This is a genomic window from Raoultibacter massiliensis (assembly GCF_900199545.1).
Taxonomy (GTDB): Bacteria; Actinomycetota; Coriobacteriia; order Coriobacteriales; family Eggerthellaceae; genus Raoultibacter; species Raoultibacter massiliensis.
The window spans coordinates 2,565,608-2,584,190 of the sequence record NZ_LT962671.1; the positions used below are offsets into that span (position 1 = coordinate 2,565,608).

At 58.3% G+C, this 18,583-nt stretch carries 11 protein-coding genes; 2 read left to right on the forward strand and 9 right to left on the reverse strand.

Annotated elements, in window-relative coordinates:
• Positions 1-205: 205 nt before the first annotated feature.
• The 3 genes from C1719_RS15120 to C1719_RS15140 all read right to left on the reverse strand — a co-directional run bounded on the left by C1719_RS15120 (position 206) and on the right by C1719_RS15140 (position 5,981).
• Positions 206-1,885 (reverse strand): Na+/H+ antiporter NhaC family protein, encoded by a 1,680-nt coding sequence (locus C1719_RS15120; RefSeq protein ID WP_102375847.1) that lies wholly within the window; start codon positions 1,883-1,885, stop codon positions 206-208.
• 357 nt (positions 1,886-2,242) lie between these two features.
• On the reverse strand, positions 2,243-3,778 hold the full coding sequence (locus tag C1719_RS15130) for a sodium:solute symporter family protein (protein ID WP_102375849.1): 1,536 nt from the start codon (positions 3,776-3,778) through the stop codon (positions 2,243-2,245).
• Positions 3,779-4,490: 712 nt separating this feature from the next.
• The gene (locus tag C1719_RS15140) at positions 4,491-5,981 is read right to left on the reverse strand and encodes a helix-turn-helix transcriptional regulator (RefSeq protein ID WP_102375851.1); all 1,491 of its coding nucleotides are present in this window, start codon (positions 5,979-5,981) and stop codon (positions 4,491-4,493) included.
• A 197-nt stretch (positions 5,982-6,178) separates the two neighbouring features.
• On the opposite strand from C1719_RS15140, the gene C1719_RS15145 reads away from it, so the two are divergent.
• A complete protein-coding gene (locus tag C1719_RS15145) occupies positions 6,179-8,089 on the forward strand; it encodes an FAD-dependent oxidoreductase (protein WP_102375852.1) in 1,911 nt (636 codons plus the stop codon).
• 125 nt (positions 8,090-8,214) lie between these two features.
• Here C1719_RS15145 and C1719_RS15150 read toward each other — a convergent pair whose 3' ends face one another.
• The 3 genes from C1719_RS15150 to C1719_RS15160 all read right to left on the reverse strand — a co-directional run bounded on the left by C1719_RS15150 (position 8,215) and on the right by C1719_RS15160 (position 12,109).
• Positions 8,215-9,306, reverse strand: a complete 1,092-nt coding sequence (locus C1719_RS15150) for a KamA family radical SAM protein (protein WP_102375853.1) — start codon at positions 9,304-9,306, stop codon at positions 8,215-8,217.
• A gap of 506 nt (positions 9,307-9,812) precedes the next feature.
• The gene (locus C1719_RS15155) at positions 9,813-11,048 is read right to left on the reverse strand and encodes a phenylacetate--CoA ligase family protein (protein ID WP_102375854.1); all 1,236 of its coding nucleotides are present in this window, start codon (positions 11,046-11,048) and stop codon (positions 9,813-9,815) included.
• Positions 11,049-11,116: 68 nt separating this feature from the next.
• On the reverse strand, positions 11,117-12,109 hold the full coding sequence (locus C1719_RS15160; protein ID WP_102375855.1) for a diguanylate cyclase domain-containing protein: 993 nt from the start codon (positions 12,107-12,109) through the stop codon (positions 11,117-11,119).
• A gap of 499 nt (positions 12,110-12,608) precedes the next feature.
• Between C1719_RS15160 and C1719_RS15165 the strand changes: the two genes are divergently transcribed.
• Positions 12,609-14,291, forward strand: a complete 1,683-nt coding sequence (locus C1719_RS15165) for an FAD-dependent oxidoreductase (RefSeq protein ID WP_102375856.1) — start codon at positions 12,609-12,611, stop codon at positions 14,289-14,291.
• A 74-nt stretch (positions 14,292-14,365) separates the two neighbouring features.
• Here the strand turns inward: C1719_RS15165 and C1719_RS15170 are convergent, their stop codons facing one another.
• The 3 genes from C1719_RS15170 to C1719_RS15180 are packed head-to-tail and all read right to left on the reverse strand — an operon-like array spanning position 14,366 to position 18,479.
• The gene (locus C1719_RS15170) at positions 14,366-15,829 is read right to left on the reverse strand and encodes a helix-turn-helix transcriptional regulator (RefSeq protein ID WP_102375857.1); all 1,464 of its coding nucleotides are present in this window, start codon (positions 15,827-15,829) and stop codon (positions 14,366-14,368) included.
• A 30-nt stretch (positions 15,830-15,859) separates the two neighbouring features.
• On the reverse strand, positions 15,860-16,465 hold the full coding sequence (locus C1719_RS15175; RefSeq protein WP_102375858.1) for an indolepyruvate oxidoreductase subunit beta: 606 nt from the start codon (positions 16,463-16,465) through the stop codon (positions 15,860-15,862).
• Positions 16,458-18,479 (reverse strand): thiamine pyrophosphate-dependent enzyme, encoded by a 2,022-nt coding sequence (locus tag C1719_RS15180; protein WP_102375859.1) that lies wholly within the window; start codon positions 18,477-18,479, stop codon positions 16,458-16,460. The genes C1719_RS15175 and C1719_RS15180 overlap by 8 nt, the downstream gene beginning before the upstream one ends.
• Positions 18,480-18,583: the final 104 nt, after the last annotated feature.

The following is an 18,583-nucleotide window of genomic DNA, read 5'->3' on the forward strand; positions in this document are numbered from 1 at the left end:
TTGCGGCCAATGCGCCGCGGCAACGATGGAAACTATAGATACTCACGAGGAGTTTGCTGTCGCACGAAAAGGTTCAAGGGTGTCGCACGAAACGTGGTAATCGTTTTTCCGCAATCGTTTTTCCTGGTCAAGAAGCTCATGCAAACGAAGGGCCGCCGAATCGCTTCGACGGCCCCAAGGCTTGTGACTATGCGGGTTGCGGCTTCTATGCAGCCTTCTTCTTGCCGCCCGGAAGCTTCACGCCGGTCTTCGCCAAAACGATGACCGCAATCACGATTGCCGCCGCACCGATGACAAGCGGAATCCACGGATTGCCGATGAACGCCGCGATGATGTAGCACACGAAGCACACGACCATGACAAGCGTCGCGTACGGAAGCTGCGTTGCCACATGGCGCAGATGGTTGCACTGCGCGCCGGCCGACGAGAGGATCGTCGTATCCGAAATGGGAGACACGTGATCGCCGTAAACCGCTCCGCCAAGCGTCGCGCCGACCGCCACGAGGAACAGCGAGGTCTCGGCCGGGAAAACGCCGATCACGATGGGAAGGATAAGCGCGATCGTGCCCCAAGAGGTGCCCATCGAAAACCCGATGAACGCCGCGACGAGGAAGATAACCGCAGGCAAAAATGCGAGATCGACGCCAACGCTGTTCAGGAAACCGCTCACGAATTCGCCCGTTCCCAGAAGGTAGCGGCACGTTCCGCCCAAGCTCCAAGCAAGAACGAGGATCATGATCGCACCGACCATGGAACGAACGCCCTCGGCAATGCCCTCCATGTAGCCGGCCAGCGTGGTAAGCCCGCGCGGAAGGAACATCGCAGCCGCCACGACAAGCGATACGCACACGCCGATGCACAGGCCCGATACGGGATCGACGCCCACGGCCTCGGCGAATTCGACGCCCTCGAAGAACCCGCCCACGTAAAGCATTCCCAGAATCGAGAAGATGATAAGAACGACGATGGGGATGATGAGATCGAACACCTTGCCCTTGTCAGACACTTTGATGCCCTTGAAATCATCGATCGTCTGCGCCGCCGCATCGAGTACTTCGCTTTCCTCGGCTACCACGGTCGGCAGGTCGTTCTCGTACGGAGGCGTGTTATCCGGATCGGCTCCCTTCGGAATACCCGCCGTCGCAACCGACTTGAGCACCTTATCGCCCGGGATGCGCTGCTTGTCGGCCATCGAACGATGTGCCTCGAGCTCGGCGGTCTTCATCGGCCCGAAATCGAGATTGGTGATGCACATGAAGAAGACGAAGCCAATCGTAAGCAGTGCGTAGAAATTGTACGGGATCGAAGCCACAAACGTGGAGAAGCCGCCTTCGCCCAGATAGCCGCCAACCGCTACCGCCCACGAAGAGACCGGGGCGATGATGCAAACGGGAGCCGCGGTCGAATCGATGATCCACGCAAGCTTTTCGCGACTGATGTTGAAGCGATCGGTTACCGGACGCATGACCGCGCCAACCGTCAGACAGTTGAAGTAGTCGTCCACGAAGATGATGATACCGAGTGCAGCCGTGAGGATCTGGGCCATCTTCGCATTCTTGATGTGGGTCGACACCCATTCGCCGTACGCCCTGGAGCCGCCTGCCGCCGCAATGACTACGACGAGCGCCCCCAACAACGCAAGGAATAAGATCAGCGCCCCGTTCCCGGCTATCTGCTCAGCCATCATCTGCGGCACCATCGTAAACGACGAGATGAGCTGTTCGAAGCCAGCACCGTTGAGCGTGAATTGGTAGATGATCATACCCACGAATACGCCGATCGCCAACGAAGAATACACTTCTTTGGTGATAAGCGCGAGGCCTAAAGCCAGGATAGGTGGAATGATCGACCATATACCAGTGCTGATAAGGTCAAAGCCTTCCATATGATTCCCCTTAATCGATACGGTACCAAATCGCGATCCGCAATCCCGATCTCCCTTTCGGGTGCCCCTGCCCATCGTGCCGCAACAGCCAGGCTATGCCATCCGAAACATAGAACGGTTTTCGCAAACCACGCAGTTCAATGCGAATCAGTATAGCGGGGATGACCCGCAACAAGAAGGAGAAACCCCGCAATTTCGGCCATTCGAGAAGGTGGCGGCTTGTGCGGAACATGCCGAGCAGCGCTTTGAAGTCTCGCTTGAGCCGCAAAGCTTCGAAAGCCGAAACGGTCGGCATGGGACCGAACGACTCTCGATAGCATTACGCACGCAAACGCCTCCGAAGCGCTGCCGCAAACCTTAGTCCTCGATTTCGTGCACGTATTCGCGGTCGATCGCACCCTCTGGGTGCGGCGGATCAACATCGAAGGGAACCTTCGGCGTGACAAGGCTCACGAGCGGCACGATGACGAGCGAAAGAACCATGGCAAGGGCCCCGCAGTTGATAGGGGATTCGATGAACGGCGTACCAACAAAACCCGCAATCATGTTGCCCGTGGTCAGCCCCACGCCCACGATAAAGCTCGCCCACACGGCCGCCTTCGAGATGCGTCCCGAATACAGCCCCCAGAAAAACGGACCGAGAAACGAGCCGGCGAGAGCGCCCCAGGATATAGACATGAGCTGAGCGATAAACGTAATCGACGAATTGTACTGCACAAGAGCCATAACCGCCGACACCACTACGAACACCACGAGCAGCACGCGCATGTACAGAAGCTGCTTCTTTTCGCTCATATCTTTCACGATATTGTCTTTGATGAGGTCGAGCGTGAGCGTCGAGGACGAGGTGAGCACGAGCGAGGAAAGCGTCGACATCGAAGCCGAGAGCACGAGCACGATCACGATGCCGATGAGCAAATCGGGCAGCGTGGAAAGCATGGTGGGAATGATGCTGTCGTACACCGGCGTACCCGCCGCGGTCATCTCGACCTGATCGCCATACAGGCGTCCGAACCCGCCGAGGAAGTAGCTGCCGCCCGCCACGATCATCGCGAACACAGTGGAGATGATCGCACCCTGCTTGATGGCGGGTCCGCTCTTGATCGCGTAGAACTTCTGCACCATCTGGGGCAGACCCCACGTTCCCAGGCTCGTGAGAATGATGACGCCGATCAGGTTGAAAAGGTCGGGTCCGAACAAGCTGACGAAGGGACCTGCCATCTCGGATGTTTCTGCAGGTATGAACGAGAGCTGGTTGATGGCCTCGGTAAAGCCGCCGTTGTTCACAAGCACCGCAACGATAACCGCAACGATGCCGAACAGCATCACGATACCTTGGATGAAATCGTTCACAACCGTTGCCATGTACCCGCCAAGCACCACATACACGCAGGTGACAACCGCCATTCCGATCACGCATACCTCGTAGGGCAGCCCGAATGCCATACCGAACAAACGCGAGAGACCGTTGTAGACGCTTGCGGTGTACGGAATGAGAAACACGAAGATAATGGCGGCCGATGCGATGCGCAGACCCTTGCTCTTGAAACGCTCGCCGAAGAATTCCGGCATCGTGGAGGCCTTAAGCCGATGCGTCACCTCACGCGTTCGCGGACCGAGCACCCACCAGGCAAGCAGGCTGCCGAGGATGGCGTTGCCGATGCCGATCCATACGGCTGCGATACCGTACTTCCAGCCGAACTGCCCGGCATACCCGACGAAGATAACCGCCGAGAAATAGCTCGTTCCGAAAGCAAATGCAGAGAGCCACGGACCCACGTTGCGGCCGCCGAGAATGAATCCGTCGACGCTCGACGTATGCTTTCGGCAATAGATGCCGACGCCCACCGCAACGCCGACGAATATGAGGACCATTAACACTTTTTCGATCATGGGGTTTCCTATCGATTCGATACGTACTCGGACTGAGAGGCGCACATGATTTTGCCTTTGCTCTGTGCGGATGCGCGGTTCGGCGCAGGGAATGAACCTACGACCGCAGCATCACGAGGCAAACCCATGTGCTACAGGTATCGATAGGAATAATAGTAATAGTACGAAGTCTGTGCATAAGGGGAAGCGACGGCCTGCGAGACCGCCGAAGCGAAGGTGATATGTTCCGCTGTCGATAGCACGTCGCTTACTTTATCACAATAAAGCGCAAACCGTTTGAGAATTTCGCGCACGAACCGAGCGGACCACATACAGAGCGAGCCGGCGATATCCGATCGATGAGCGATGGCGCCGTATCGGCCTGCAGCCGTCTTTCTTATCGCATCGTTAAACTACGTTAACTGAAAAACGTGATCCGGCTGATCCCTGTTAACAAATTCGGATACACTACTTAGACCAGTCGGCAGATCCGCGCATGGTCGCCATCCGGCTTTTAAAATTCGCGATTAACCGGCTTGTGGATGCCCGCATCGTCAACACCGCCACGTCGACCCCGATCCCACCGCCCGGACTTTCGCTAAGCACAGAGCAGGCCGCCCTCAGGTGCTCCATGATCAATACGGATCCGCTCGTCACGCTCGTATTCTCCGACGGGAGGAAGAGACCGACGAAAGCGTACCGCAGCGTCCCTCGCAGGGCATAGGGGCCATCTCTACCCCCTTCCCGCCTCCGCATCGTAGACTATTTCGAGCAGTTCGGTACGCGAATGGATGTTCAGCTTGTCATAGATATGGGTCAGGTGGGTCTTGACTGTCCCCTCCGACAACTGCAACGTCTTGCACATGTTTTGCCGCGTGTCCCCTTTTACGAGAAGAACGAGTACCTCCCCCTCCCGAGCAGAGAGTCCGTAGTCCTCCGCCACGTGGGCGCACCGCTGTTCGAGAGCAAGCTTCAGCGCTCTCCCGTTCACGCCCGCGTCCAACCGTTGCTCGCCCTGAAGGGCGAATTCGTTGATCGCACCCTCATCGCTGGACGAGCGCATGTTGACTCGGTTGAACACCTGAGGATAAACGATGCAGACGACAAGGAGAAGATAGAACACCACGAATACGGCAGACTCGGCCGCAATCACATGATGCTCCAGGAAAAAGCTCCATGCGAGACCCGTCATGCTGCAAGACACCAATCCGACGCCGAAAGAGCGGTAGGCCGGCCAACCGAGCGAGCGTGCCGCATCGAGCGCGACAACCCAGAACAGTATATGCGCGTAGTTTTCGATCGCCACAAGCAGAGAGTTTACAAGCTCCTCGGGCACGGGAACCAGCAATTGGCGCGACGACATCAGCACAAACCCAGTAACCAGCACAAGAAGAGAGCTCTGATATCGCAGAGCCAAAGGCTTTTCGCATGACGCGATGAATGTCGCACGGCAGCAAAGCACCACGATCAGGCATTCGACGAGCGCCGTTACGAGCTGCTCCCCCTCGCCCGCAAACTGTCCCGTACCCGCTTTGCCCCATATGCCCACTGTGCTCATCGCTCCGCATGCTACAAGGCCGATACCGCACATTACGCACAGAGTGACGAAGTACGCCCGAACCGACCCCCGTTGGTCGGCATCGGGTTTTTCGTCGCGGACTATGCGATAGCGCACGAGCATGCGGTTCGAAACGGCAAGAACGCAGGCGGTTGCAATGGGCAGCAGATACGACCAGACGATAAGGGACGCATCCGTCAGCAGAGAATTGAGCACTTCAACGAGAATGCGCTCGGCGATTTGCGCCGCCACAAGCACATAAAGAGCCTCGCGCTTCCCACATACACCCATCAGGTAAAGATAGATGGAGGAAACGATCCAGATATGCCCCACGCCGATGAGCGCCGATCCTGCTGCCGCCACAAACTGAGGGTCGAACAAAGATTGATGGAACCCGAACGAATACAGCATCGTGCCGCCAACCATGCAGCAAAGCATAAGGGGGACGGAGCGCTCGAGCGGACAGTTGAGCTGGCGGGGGAACAAAAGGAAGGCGGCGGCCATCGCGATGCGGCCCGCATAGCACGCGTAGTGAGCGATCTCCTGCGAATGGCTCGTAGCCGAAGGACTCGAGAACACATCGAGGTACCCGGTTATGTCGACCCAAATACCTACAAGCACGAGCGCCGCAAGCGCCATCAAAGAAGCCTTCCGGGCCTTCGACATCTATCCAACCCTCTCGATCCTGCATCGGACAAAGTGCATGATATCACAACCATCTCGGCATTTGCTGTTATTTGCCCGATGCGAGAGGCGGAGCAACACACACATAATGCACGTTGCCAAGCCCCCGCCGGGGCGCACTGTACGAAACGCGGAAGACGCAAAGAGCGCAAGAGTCTTCCCTACATGAGGAGGAAAACATGACCAGTAACGCCTTCAAAGCCGGCTCTCTAAGCCGCCGACACTTCGTCGCAGGAGCAGGAATACTCGCACTGAGTCTGATGAGCGGCTGTACGCCGCCCAACACAAAACCTACTGAAGCCAAGATGACACCAGGAACCTACAGCGCCTCGGTCGAAGGACTTTACGGTCCGTACACCATCGAAGTCGATGTTTCCGAAGAAGCCATCCTTGACGTACGCATCGCGAGCACCCACGAATCCATGTATATGGGACAGCGAGCCCAAAGCACGATCGCCGCAAATGTCGTGAAGCACCAAACAACGGAGGTCGACAGCATCACCGGCGCCACGATCACCACAACCACCATGAAGGAAGCGATCCGCGACGCGCTCACGCAGGCGGGCGCAAACAAGAAGATGTTCAGCGAAGACGCCACGACCCCCGCGCCGGCGAACGCCTCCGGTGACATCGCGGATTTCGATCCCGATGTCATCGTGGTCGGAGCCGGCATCACGGGAATCACCGCTGCGCTCACCGCCGCCGACCGAGGAGCCAAAGTCCTCGTTCTGGATCACAACAGTCACTTCGGCGGCTCGACCATGTACAGCGGCGGCTATTGCGCAGCCGCGGGTGGCGAAACGCTGCCGAAGTACGGCTACGAAACGAACCCCGACGAGTTGTACGCATGGTTTTTGGACGGCGACGAATCTACGTTTCGACCCGAGCTCTCATACGTGGCAGCGTACAACAGCGGCCCTGCCTTGGACATGCTCACGAAATACGGCGCCGAATGGATTGAAGGCGGACCGATCGGAGACGGTGTCGGGGCGCACGCCAATGCAGCATCCACCGGCAATGCGACCGAAGAGGTTGATTACTTTGCGGCGTATGTGATTTCCCATGAGCAGCGAGGCCTGAGCATCTTCGAAGATACCGCCGCCAGTATCCAAGAATTCGTCGACAAGGGTCAAATGGTCTATCTGCTCAACACCAAAGCGACCGAGCTCGTCACGAACGACGCAAGAGAGGTGACAGGCGTGCGCACCGAAGCCGGCGAAGAGTTCAGCGCGCCCGCCACGATCCTGTCGTGCGGCGGATATTGCGCCAACGAGGAAATGCTCTCTCAGCTCTACGCCCGCTGGGCGCGTTCGGGCAGCCCCTCATCCATCGGAAACATGTTCGATGCCGCGGTCAAGATCGGCGCAGTACTGCACGATATGGACTTCTGCCGCACCGACGGCGGCACCCTGCCGGTTCTCGAGGGCAACGGCCAAAGCGTCATGAGGGAGATCAAGCACAACACGCCAGGCATGGTCTGGCTGAACACCGACGGCGTTCGCTTTTGGAAAGAGGGGTCGAATGCGGCGCGCGCATACTTCGACACAGACGAGAACACCGTCTACTGCGTTGCCAATAAGGCCATCCTGGAAAGCGACGACATCCTCTACTACGGCAACTACGCCACGTACGTGACCGACAGCAACAACGAAGAACTCGAGCGCATGGCTGAACAGGGGGAGGTCGTCTTCAAAGGAGAAACCGTCGAAGAAGCCGCCGAGAAAGCAGGACTCGATCCAAAGGTGGTCGCCGAGCAGATAAAGCGGTACAACGGGTTCTGCGCGACGGGCATCGACGAAGACTTCGGAAAAGGAGAAGATTCGCTGATCGCGCTCGAGGAGGGCCCCTTCTATATCTTCGAAACGATCCCCAACGTCAAAAACACCTACGGCGGCCTCGTCATCGACGATTGCGCTCGCGTTGTAGACGGCGACAATCAGCCCATCGTTGGCTTGTACGCGGCAGGCGAGACGGCCGGCAATTACAACATCGTGCGCCCGTCGGCCTCGTACTACGGCGGAAACCTGCATCGCGGTTGCACGTTCGGCTACACGGCAGCGCTCAGCGCCGTGGCGGATTTCTCCCTATAACGAGAACTCGAAACAATAGCGAGGTGTTTCGAGCGTTCCGAAACACCTCGCCGCGCAGGTCGGGCAGGCGAGCCCACTGCACGCGGCCCAAGGCCTTGCTTCTACGCCGAACCGCCCTCGAGCGGCTAATCGAACCACGCCTGGTCGTCGGAAACCTCGCGGACGAGCAGACGGCCAAGATCGGCACGATCCTTCGCCTCGTGGTACCTGAACGCCATTCGGCCTCCGTCCAGCTCGCCAAGTATCTCGATCTTGCCCGTCACGTGCGACATGCAGTACCGAAACGACTTCCCCAGGCCGTTCTGCAGCGCCTTCGCACCCTCGACGATGCGGCAACCCTCTCTCAGGGGAACCTGGAACTGGCTTTTTACACCCGACACTGGGCGACATTGGAACACGTAGTACGGTTCGGCACCGATGGACGTCAGCTTCCGAAACAGGCTCCCGAGCACCTCGGCATCGTCGTTGACGCCGCGCAGGAGCACCGTTTGGTTGCGCACGGGAATGCCGAGGCCAAGAACCGCCCCGACGGCCTCGGCGGCCTCGGGCGTGACCTCGCGCGGATGGTCGAACTGGGTAACCATGAAGATCTGCTTCTCCGCCCGACGCCTCTCGAGGATGCTGCGCAGTTCGCCGTCGGTTGTTATGCGGGACGGCAGCGTGACGGGCACGCGCGTTGCGATGCGGATGAAGTCGAGATGCGGGATGCCGGCGAGCATCCCCAGGATGGAATCGATTCGTTCGTTGGAGCACATAAGGGCGTCTCCACCGCTCACGAGCACGTTCGTGACCTCGTCGTGCTCGAGCAGATACGCTTCGATCGCCTCGAGGTCGCGGGCGGTTCCCTCATCGGGAAGGCCGACGAGCCGCTTGCGAAAGCAGTGCCTGCAGTACATGGCGCATTCGTTGGTGGAAAGCATCAAAACGGTCTCGCGGTACTTGTGCTGAATCCCGACAGCAACCGTGTTGTCCGCCTCGCCCGACGTGTCGAGGCTGCCCGATTGGTCTTCCTCGCGCAACGACGGGATGGCGAGCCTGCCGATGGGATCTTCGGGATCATCGAAATCAATGAGGGACAGATAGTACGGCGGCACAGCCATGGGTGCGCGTTCGAGGATTTCCGACATCCTCGAACGCGCACCTTCGTCAAGCTGCAGGCGATCGCCCAAATCCTCGAGAGTCCTCGCGCATTCTCTCATCTCGTCTTTCCAGCCCATGGCGTTCCTCCTTCGTGCCTCCGTGCGCGTCGCTTCGGGCGCCCGCATTGAAGGAAACGCGAAGCGACCCGCCGAAACGGCGCTGGCGTATGTATGATGTCTGATCGCAGGCCCCGTCCACCGGACTTTTCGCCCAGGGCGCCTGCAAGGCAATGCGTGCCGCGAAAGGGCACGATTCTCGTTGACTATATTATGCTCGAAAAAGAACGACGGCGCAATCATCCAAGGACAGAGAAGGCTCGGACGGTTCGATCCCTGCATCAGGCCAGGCAGCAGCAGGCAGAAAGGCTTCCCCTCACTCCTTGCTTTAGTATAATTGTTCAGACGATGTGCTCTATGCCCGATGCATCGAAAGCCGCACATCGGGCATGATGGGAAAAGGAGGGCGCCGCCGCATGTTAGACATGCTGGGAAAAAAGATCAGGCAAGCGCCCCATGCATAAAACCCCGACGTCGCTCGTTTGCAACGTCGGGGTTCGTCTTTGCTCGCATGTCTAACGGGTACGTCAGTACCGGCTATCGAAAATGCGCTTGGTCTTCTTTTCAGAACGGGGTAGCTCCCCCATGGGAACGCCCTTCGCATCGGGCGTGCAACCGATCTTCGCCTTGAAGATCATCGAGAGCTCTTCTTCGCAACGCTCCTTCGCTTCGCCTTCGAGCTCCGTCTCGAACAACACCGTCAGGATGTCTTTTCCGCTGATGTTTTCGATCATCACTTGATATTCGGAAGAGGCGCCGTCCGTAATTTTGATGACTTCCTCGATCTGGGCGGGGAACATGTTGCAGCCCTTCACCTTCACCATGTCGTCGGTGCGGCCGACAAGGGTGTCGATGCGGGGATGTGCAGAGCCGCAGGCGCAATCGCCGGGAATGATCCGCGTGAGATCGTGCGTGCGGTAGCGGATGAGCGGTGCACCCTGCTTGCGCAGCGTGGTCAGCACGAGCTCGCCCACTTCGCCATCGGGGAGGGTGCAACCCGTATCGGGATCGACCACTTCGATGTAGATGTAATCGGACCAGATATGCATGCCGTGATGCTCGTCGCACGAAATGCCGATGCCCGGGCCGTACACTTCGGTGAGCCCGTAGATGTCGTAAATCTCCACGCCAAGCTCGTTGGCGATGCGATGGCGCATCTTATCGCCCCAGCGTTCCGACCCGATAACGCCCTTGCGCAGGCAGATCTTATCGCGCAGGTTGCGCTTGCCGATCTCCTCTGCCAACAGCAGGGCATACGAACTCGTAGCCGTGATGACCGTGCTCTTAAGATCCTGCATCATCTGAAGCTGTTTGTCGGTGTTGCCTGGACCCATGGGAATGGCCATGGCGCCGAGGCGCTCGGCTCCGAGCTGGAATCCGATGCCCGCCGTCCACAATCCGTATCCCGGCGTGATCTGGATGCGGTCCTTGTTCGTGATGCCAGCCATTTCGTAGCAGCGAGCGAACTGGATGGCCCAATCGGTAACATCCTGCTGGGTGTAGGGAATGATGACGGGCGTTCCCGTGGTGCCGCTCGAAGAATGGATGCGCACGATCTCCTCGTCGGGCACGGCCTGCAAGCCAAGCGGGTAGGCGCTTCGCAGATCGTCCTTTTCGGAAAACGGCAGCTTCTCAAAATCTTCCTGGGTCTGCACATCCCCAAGATCGATGCCCTCGAATTTGCGGGCATAGAAGTCAGAACGCTCTTTCAGCGTTTTGAACTGCTCTTTGACGAGCGTGAATTGTTCTGGAGTCATGTTCATAATGGGTTAACTCTATCACAAGAGCGTATGGTGCTGCGGGGGGATTTTCCATCTTGGCAGGATATCCCCTAGTCGTACCAGGACCATCGCCCTTTTCCGTTTCGCTTGCTTGCGTACAGCGCCTCATCGGCGGCGCGGTACAGCTCTTGGAAATCGCCGAAGCCGCCCACTTTCGCCATGCCGATCGAGCAGCTGAACGGGATCGGCTGATCCGAACCGTGTTCCGCCCACGCTTCGATAAGCCGCGTCGCAAGCCGCTCGGCATTGGAAGCGCTTGCCCTGTCGCACAGCATCACTGCGAATTCATCGCCGCCCACGCGCCCGATGATCGAATCATCCCGGAAGGCGCCGCGGAGGGCATCGGCGAAATCGATGATGACGCGATCGCCCGCCAGATGGCCGAGCGTATCGTTGACCGCCTTGAAATCATCGAGATCGATCATACAGAATACAGCGCTGGAAGCGCCCCGCGCAAGCCGCTCGTCAACCAGCCGCTCAAAAGCCATGCGGTTGTAAAGGCTGGTCATCGAATCAAGATCGGCACGTCGTTCGAGCTCTTTGGAATACTCGAGCGCCGCGTTGGCCCGTTCGGTTGCAGTCTTGGGATAAAACTCGTTGATCCTCTGGTCGAGGTTCGGCGTCGAATGGTGGAGATGGACAAGCTTCAACGCATTTCCGACTCTGCGATACAGAATGCTGAAGCGCGTATCCATCTCCACAAGCAGCAGCTTCGGTTCGCTCGGACGCTCGCGCACCCAGAGCGTGCCGAAAACAAGGCACACGTCAGGATCGATCACGCGCGCTTCGTAATATTCGTCCAGAATATCGAATACGACATCGCCCGCTTCGGAACGGTCGTTCGTCAGGTTTTCGAAAAACTGCTCTGCCGTCGAGCAGAACTCGTGACGACCCGTTCCGATAACGGAAAGATTCTCGATATCGAGAACACGCGCGATGGCCTGGTCTCCCTCGTCGGATCGATTGATGAGGTATGCGCGCCAAAGCTCGCGCGTCAGCTCGATCGCTTCGTCCTGAAAAGCCTCTTCTTCGGTTGCCGGCATGGTCACCTACTCCTATCCTATTCGGAGTGCGTCTCGAAACAACGGAATGCGACGACCCGGACCCTGAGTCCAAAACGTACAAGGGCGATTATTTCCATTACCTTTTCGCTAATCGTAAGTATAATGCAGGACGCTGTGTCCAGACAGTTGCAAGACGTATTCGATATGCACGGATCTCGACGAACTCAGTTCGAACCGGGCCGCTGCGTCCTTCAACTTCAGAATCAAAAACACGTGCTTCCGCAGAGAGCAACGCTCGCGAGGCAATCCCGCAAGCCAAAATGGCGGCCCCGACAAAACCGTCCCCGCCCTCTGCCCTTAAACCTCCTTGGCCCAAAATCACACCGAATGCGGTAGACGATCCCACCGCTTCGGTGAAGAACGCCGCATCGACTCCCCCTATTCTTTCCTTATCGGACGAACAGGGAACTATTGATCTCGACACCCTGTTGCAAAGCCGACAGACAAAGGGTTAGGGAAACGAAAGAGAGGGAAACCAATGAAGGCAATACACGGTTCTTTGGATCGACGCGGGTTCTTGAAGGGCGCCGCACTCAGTGCAGTTGGCGTCGGAGCATTGGGCGTTCTGGGAGGATGCTCGCCTTCCACAGACGCCCCGTCAAACGGGAAAGACGCCTCACAAGGAGAAAGCACACTCCCCTCATGGGAGAATCCGCCCGCTGCCATACCCGAGAGCGATATCTCCGAAACGAAGGACTTCGAGATCGTCGTTGTCGGAGCAGGCGTTGCGGGAGGCGCAGCATTTGCTCGCGCCTGCGAAGGCGGCGCTAAAGCAGCGCTCGTCGAAAAGATGGATACCTTCAGCGCGCGCGGCATGGACAACGCGGCCATCGATACGAAAAAGCAAGCGGAAGCGGGCATCGTCCTCGATAAGGCGAAAATCGTCAACGATCTCGTCACTGCAGGGGGCTACAAGGTTAACGGGCAGCTTATCAAGCTGTGGGCAGACCAGTCGGGCCGCGTCTACGACGACATCACCGAGATGATTGAAGGTCAGGGACTCACGGTAGCCATCGCTTCGCTTGAAGAGACCAATATGGATGCCGATGGCTTCTGGAACAGAACGTATCCCGTCACCCACACATTCGGCGTTCCAGAACTCGGAAACGGCGCAGCACAGCAGAACATACTCTCAAGCTTCATAGACCGAGGCACGGCCGCAGGAGGCGAGGTGTACTACAGCTCACCCGCCCAACAGCTCATCACCGATGATTCGGGACGTGTTGTTGGCGTCGTCTGCCGGCAAGGCGATGACTACGTTCGATTCAACGCAAGCAAGGCGGTTGTTCTAGCTACGGGAGACTACGCCGGAAACCCCGAAATGGTCGACAAATGGGCGCCCCTTCTCAAGGAAGCAGCTACCAGCGTCTACACTCCAGCTGGAGCCAACACGGGCGATAGCGTGAACATGGCTTTCTGGGCCGGAGGCGCCATGCAAAAAGGAGGAGCGGCGGCCATGATCCACCCCATCATGGGCGGTGGGGCCTGCGGTACCTATTCGTTCTTGCGCGTCAACAAAGATGGCGGTCGTTTCTGCAACGAAGACACGCCGTTGCCGGGCATCACGAATGCCTATATGGTCGCCCCCAACCACACCGTATGGACGGTGATGGATGCCGACTTCGCTACGCAGGTCACGCAGATGTCGAAACTGAGCATGTACAACGGAACCACATCCGGCCCCTTCGATCCGACGCTCGGGATAACTCCGGAAGACGGCATGCAGCAGACCATCGAAGCGGGAACCTCGGTAACGGGAGATACTATTGCAGAACTTGCCAAGGCGATGGGCGTTCCCGAGGAGGCCCTCGAAAAGACCGTTACCCGCTACAACGAGCTTGCCGATCTTGGGCGAGATGATGATTTCGGCAAAGACGCGGCCAACCTCTTCCCAATTAAGAAAGCACCGTTCTACGCATCGCAGGTCACCGCAGTTCTTCTTAGCTGCACGACGGGCCTCGACGTAGACAGCAATCTGAACGTATGCACCGCTGAGGGCGCGGCGATCGAAGGTCTTTACGCGATCGGCAACACTGCGGGCAATTTCTTTGCCGATGGATACCCCATGGTTTGTCCCGGCATAAGCCACGGACGCGCCATCACGTTCGGGTACGTCCTCGGGGAAGCCCTCGCCCAAGACAAATCCGTTCAAGAAATCTAGAGACGATCGCCCCTGACCGGAAGGCGGGCCTCATGTGGCCCGCCTTCGCACGCGAGCGCACAGAGGCACACGACTCAGAGGCCACGCGTTTGCTCTGCCGTGACAAGATCGACAAGCTCTTGCTTCGAATGCACATCGAGTTTTCTGTAGATCGCTTTCCCATGGGTTCGCACGGTGTTTTCGGAAAGCTGAAGCTCCTTGGCTACCGAGGCATAGCTCATGTTCCGCGCCAGCAATTCCATAACCGCCTGTTCGCTCTGGGTGATCGCATGACGCCGTGCCAGTCTTTCGCAACAGAAAGAAAGCTGATCTTCGTCCATCGCAACGATAACCGATGATTTCCTTCGCCGCTTCATCAGCACTAGGGGTATAGCAAGCAGATAAATCGCCACAAGCACGATGCCGATAATGTAGATCGTGCTGTTTTCTCCCCCGGCTTCTCGAGGGACCATGCCAACCCACGTACCGAGGGCTACCGACCCGAACACCCCCGTATACCCAATACCGAACACGCAGAACGGATGCAGCGCGCTTTCCTGGGATGTATTTGCGCAAGTCGCCTTAAACAGCGTCACGACGAAAAGGTAGGCGCAGCTTATCAGAACGATGAAAACAATCCGATACTGTGCATCAAGAAAGGGTACCGGGATCAAACATCCCGCAATTATCAACATGATCGGGGAATAGAGACGCTCGATATCAGGCTTTTTCGCTCCAGTGACCTTCATGACGCCCACCACCACAAAAGATACTACGATAAGACCGAGCAGAGAAAACATGTTGATGATGGCAGGTCCATTGAAATCGACGAACGACACCTCTCTCATGGCATTGAAGACAAAACCGAGCATCGTCACGCAGATGAGCGGGCGCCATGGGTACGCCCGCAGTCCTTTGATAGTAGTGGCGACGAAAGGCTTCGCCTGGCGCTCATAAGCCGTCTTCAACGCAGACCATAGCGTGCCGATCGCTACGGGAAGAAGCATTCCTAACACAATATAGGCAACCACCGACTTTATGAAAAGAAGGATCAAACAGATGCTTCCCGAAATGATTCCTGCAAAGAACAGCACGTACATTACCGAAGCCGCGTCAAAGGACGAGAACACCTCCCCCCACAGAAGAAAGAACATTCCGTTGCTGACGCCGATCAGCAACCCTGCCATGAGAAAAAGATACGCCATCGGCGATACGGCAGATGCCCAGATGTAAATGAAAAACCCGCCGAGGAAAAGCAGCGCACCCACAACCAGGATTAATTTAGCTTGGCTTGCTTCGAAAAGCTTTACCAAGCTTGCGACTGCAAAAACGAGGGCGGTAACGGCAATGCTCACGCTAGCAGCCCACCTGAAAGGATCGATCAGACGATCGTATGTGGCGATATCGATGTTGGGCAAAAGCGGAAGCGGGACGCCCCACAGGAAGTAGACGTTGATCGAAAGGAACACTCCCCAGCCAAGGGCGAGAAACAATCGCTCTTTGTTCGTCGCCGCCAGCTCGTCTTTCACGTCAACCCCCAATTGCTTTATTTCCGCCATACAAAAGTCGGCATCTTCTCAGCCTTTCGGCTACGATAGACAACTGCTTAAGGCGCTGTCTATCGCGCGCAGGTTCATGTCGACGAAGCGCTCTTTCACGCAGGCGGGGATGGCGCGTTTGAGATCGTCCACCGAGATCGGCAAACCGCTTTCGGACAAGGCGCACGCGAGAAGCATCACGTTGAGCGCCTTGCGGCTACCCGCGCTTTCCACAAGCGCAGCGTCGTCGACCGCAACGAAGGTTCCACCCGTCTCCCCGATTATGCGGGCAAGGTTTTCCAACACCTCGCCTGCAAGGTAGGGCGTGTTCGAAAGCGCAGCCGACACTGGCTGTATAGCGGTCGATGCGCACACCATCGCGCCGCCCGGCTTGAAATACGGCAGCACACGCGCGGCTTCGGCCGGCTCGAACGCAACCACCAGATCGGCCGTGCCCAGCGCGATGAGCGGCGCGTAGACCTCCTCGCCCCGATCGCCCATGCGAACATGGGAGACCACGTTGCCGCCGCGCTGGGCCATGCCGATGGTTTCCGCGGTGCGAACCTGCCAGCCCTTTTCCTCGGCGGCCTGCGCAAGCAGCTTCGCCGCGAGCACCGTACCTTGTCCGCCCACCCCGGCAAGCAGTATGTTAAGCATGGGAAGCTCCTTCCCCGCGCTCCTCGGCGCCATCTGGTCGTTGCCCGGGAAGCAGAATCGCATCGAACGGGCAGATCTGCGTGCACAGCCCGCACCCGTTGCACAGGCTCCGATCGATGAACGCCTGGCCCCGCCCGCCGCTCGCCGGACCGCGAAGCGATGCGTCGAAGCCTATGCCGGGACACCCGATTTCGGTGATGCACCGCTTGCAGCCCGTGCAGGCGCCCGCATCGATGGACACGGGCTCCCCAGGCTTGGAAAGCGAGATGCACGGCCCTTCGTAGATGATCGCCGAAGGGCCTTCGAACTCGATCGCCTCTTTTGCAGCCGCCGCACTTTCCTCAAAGACAAACGGATTCGCATGGACGATGCACTTGAAGCCGACCGCCTTGAGCACGGATTCGATGGAAACAGGTTGGCTCTTCGGACCCATGAGGGTGACTCCCGTACCTGGATGGGGCTGCGATCCGGTCATTGCCGTGGTCGCGTTGTCGAGCACGGCAACCGTGATGTCGTGCTGGTTGTACACGGCGTTCACGATGCCCGTGAGGCCCGAAGCGAAGAAAGTCGAATCCCCTACGAACGCCACGGTTTTCTTTTGCGGCTCGACAACGGAGAATCCCTGCGCCATCGTGATGCCCGCCCCCATGCACAAACACGTGTCGACGGCATCGAGCGGCATCGCGTTTCCAAGCGTATAGCAGCCGATATCGCCGCACAACACCGCAGGCGTCTTGCCGAGCGCGCGCTTGATCGCGTAGAAGCTTCCCCGATGGGGACAGCCCGCGCACAGCACGGGCGGACGCACGGGAAGTGCTCCGTCGTAAGCGAGTGGAGTCGTTGAATCGCCTGAAACACGAACAGATGTTTCACGTGAAACATCGTCGCCCAAGGGGCGGGCGGATGCGGCACCGAGAACCTGCTCGATGCCCAGATACTTCGCGAGGCGCTCGAGGGCATCGTCGACGGTGTTCTCTCCCCTGTCGCGCGTATAGCCGTTCAGCTTTCCGAGCACCTCGTAGCCCGCATGCAGCTTGCCGCACATCGCCAGCAACGCATCCTCGATCACATGGTCGAGCTCTTCGAACACGATGATCTGATCGAGCCCGCCGGCAAAATCCTGCGCAGCATGCTCGGGGAAAGGAAACGGCATGCCGATCTGCATGAACCGGTATGCAGGCATATCGACGCCGGCTGTATGGCAGCGTTCGGCGAGGATGCGCAGAGCCTCGCGCACGTACATCGTGCTCACGCCGCCCGCCACGATGCCGAGCTGCGGAGTCTCGCCCTGCTCGGTCGCCCCTCCCCCCTCAATCGGGTTGAACGCCGAGAGCGCCCCCGTTGAGGCATCCTCGGCAATCTGCTTCAAACGCTCGTTGATTTCCCCATGCGCCTCGAATGCGCGTTTCGGGAAAATGACCCATTTGGAATCGCGGACGAAACCCTCTTCGGGAATATCGCGCGCAGTCGTCACATCGGGAAATTCGAGGAAGGTCGATGCGTGGCAAACGCGCGTCGTCGGCCGCACGATAACCGGCGTGCGGTAAGCCTCCGACAGCTCGTAGGCGGCCTCTATCATCTCGCATCCCTGATCGGGGGTTGCGGGATCGAGCACCGGCACCTTGGCAAAAGCCCCGAACCTGCGGGTATCCTGTTCGGTCTGAGACGAGATGGGACCCGGATCATCAGCGACGAACAGCACGGTGCCGCCTTTGATACCGACGTAGTTCAGGCTCATAAGCGCGTCGCTTGCAACGTTGAGACCCACCTGCTTGCAGGTGAACAGCGTTCTCGCCCCCGCATAAGCCGCTCCCGCCAACAGCTCGAGCGCCGCCTTCTCGTTGGTTGACCACTCAACATGGATGCCTTGCGCGCGCCCTGCCGCGTGTTCGGCGGCAATCGTCTCGATGACTTCGGAAGAGGGGGTTCCGGGATATCCCGCCGCCACGCGAACGCCCGCCTTGAGCGCGGCGTGGGCGAACGCCTCGTTGCCCATCAGTAGTTGCTTCTGCATAATCTCGCCTGCTTCGTCTTGATCGGTAAGACGGCATGTTGCGGGTGCGAGCGCCCGAATCGAGCCGTCTAGGATTCGATTCGCCCATTGTACCGCAGATGCGT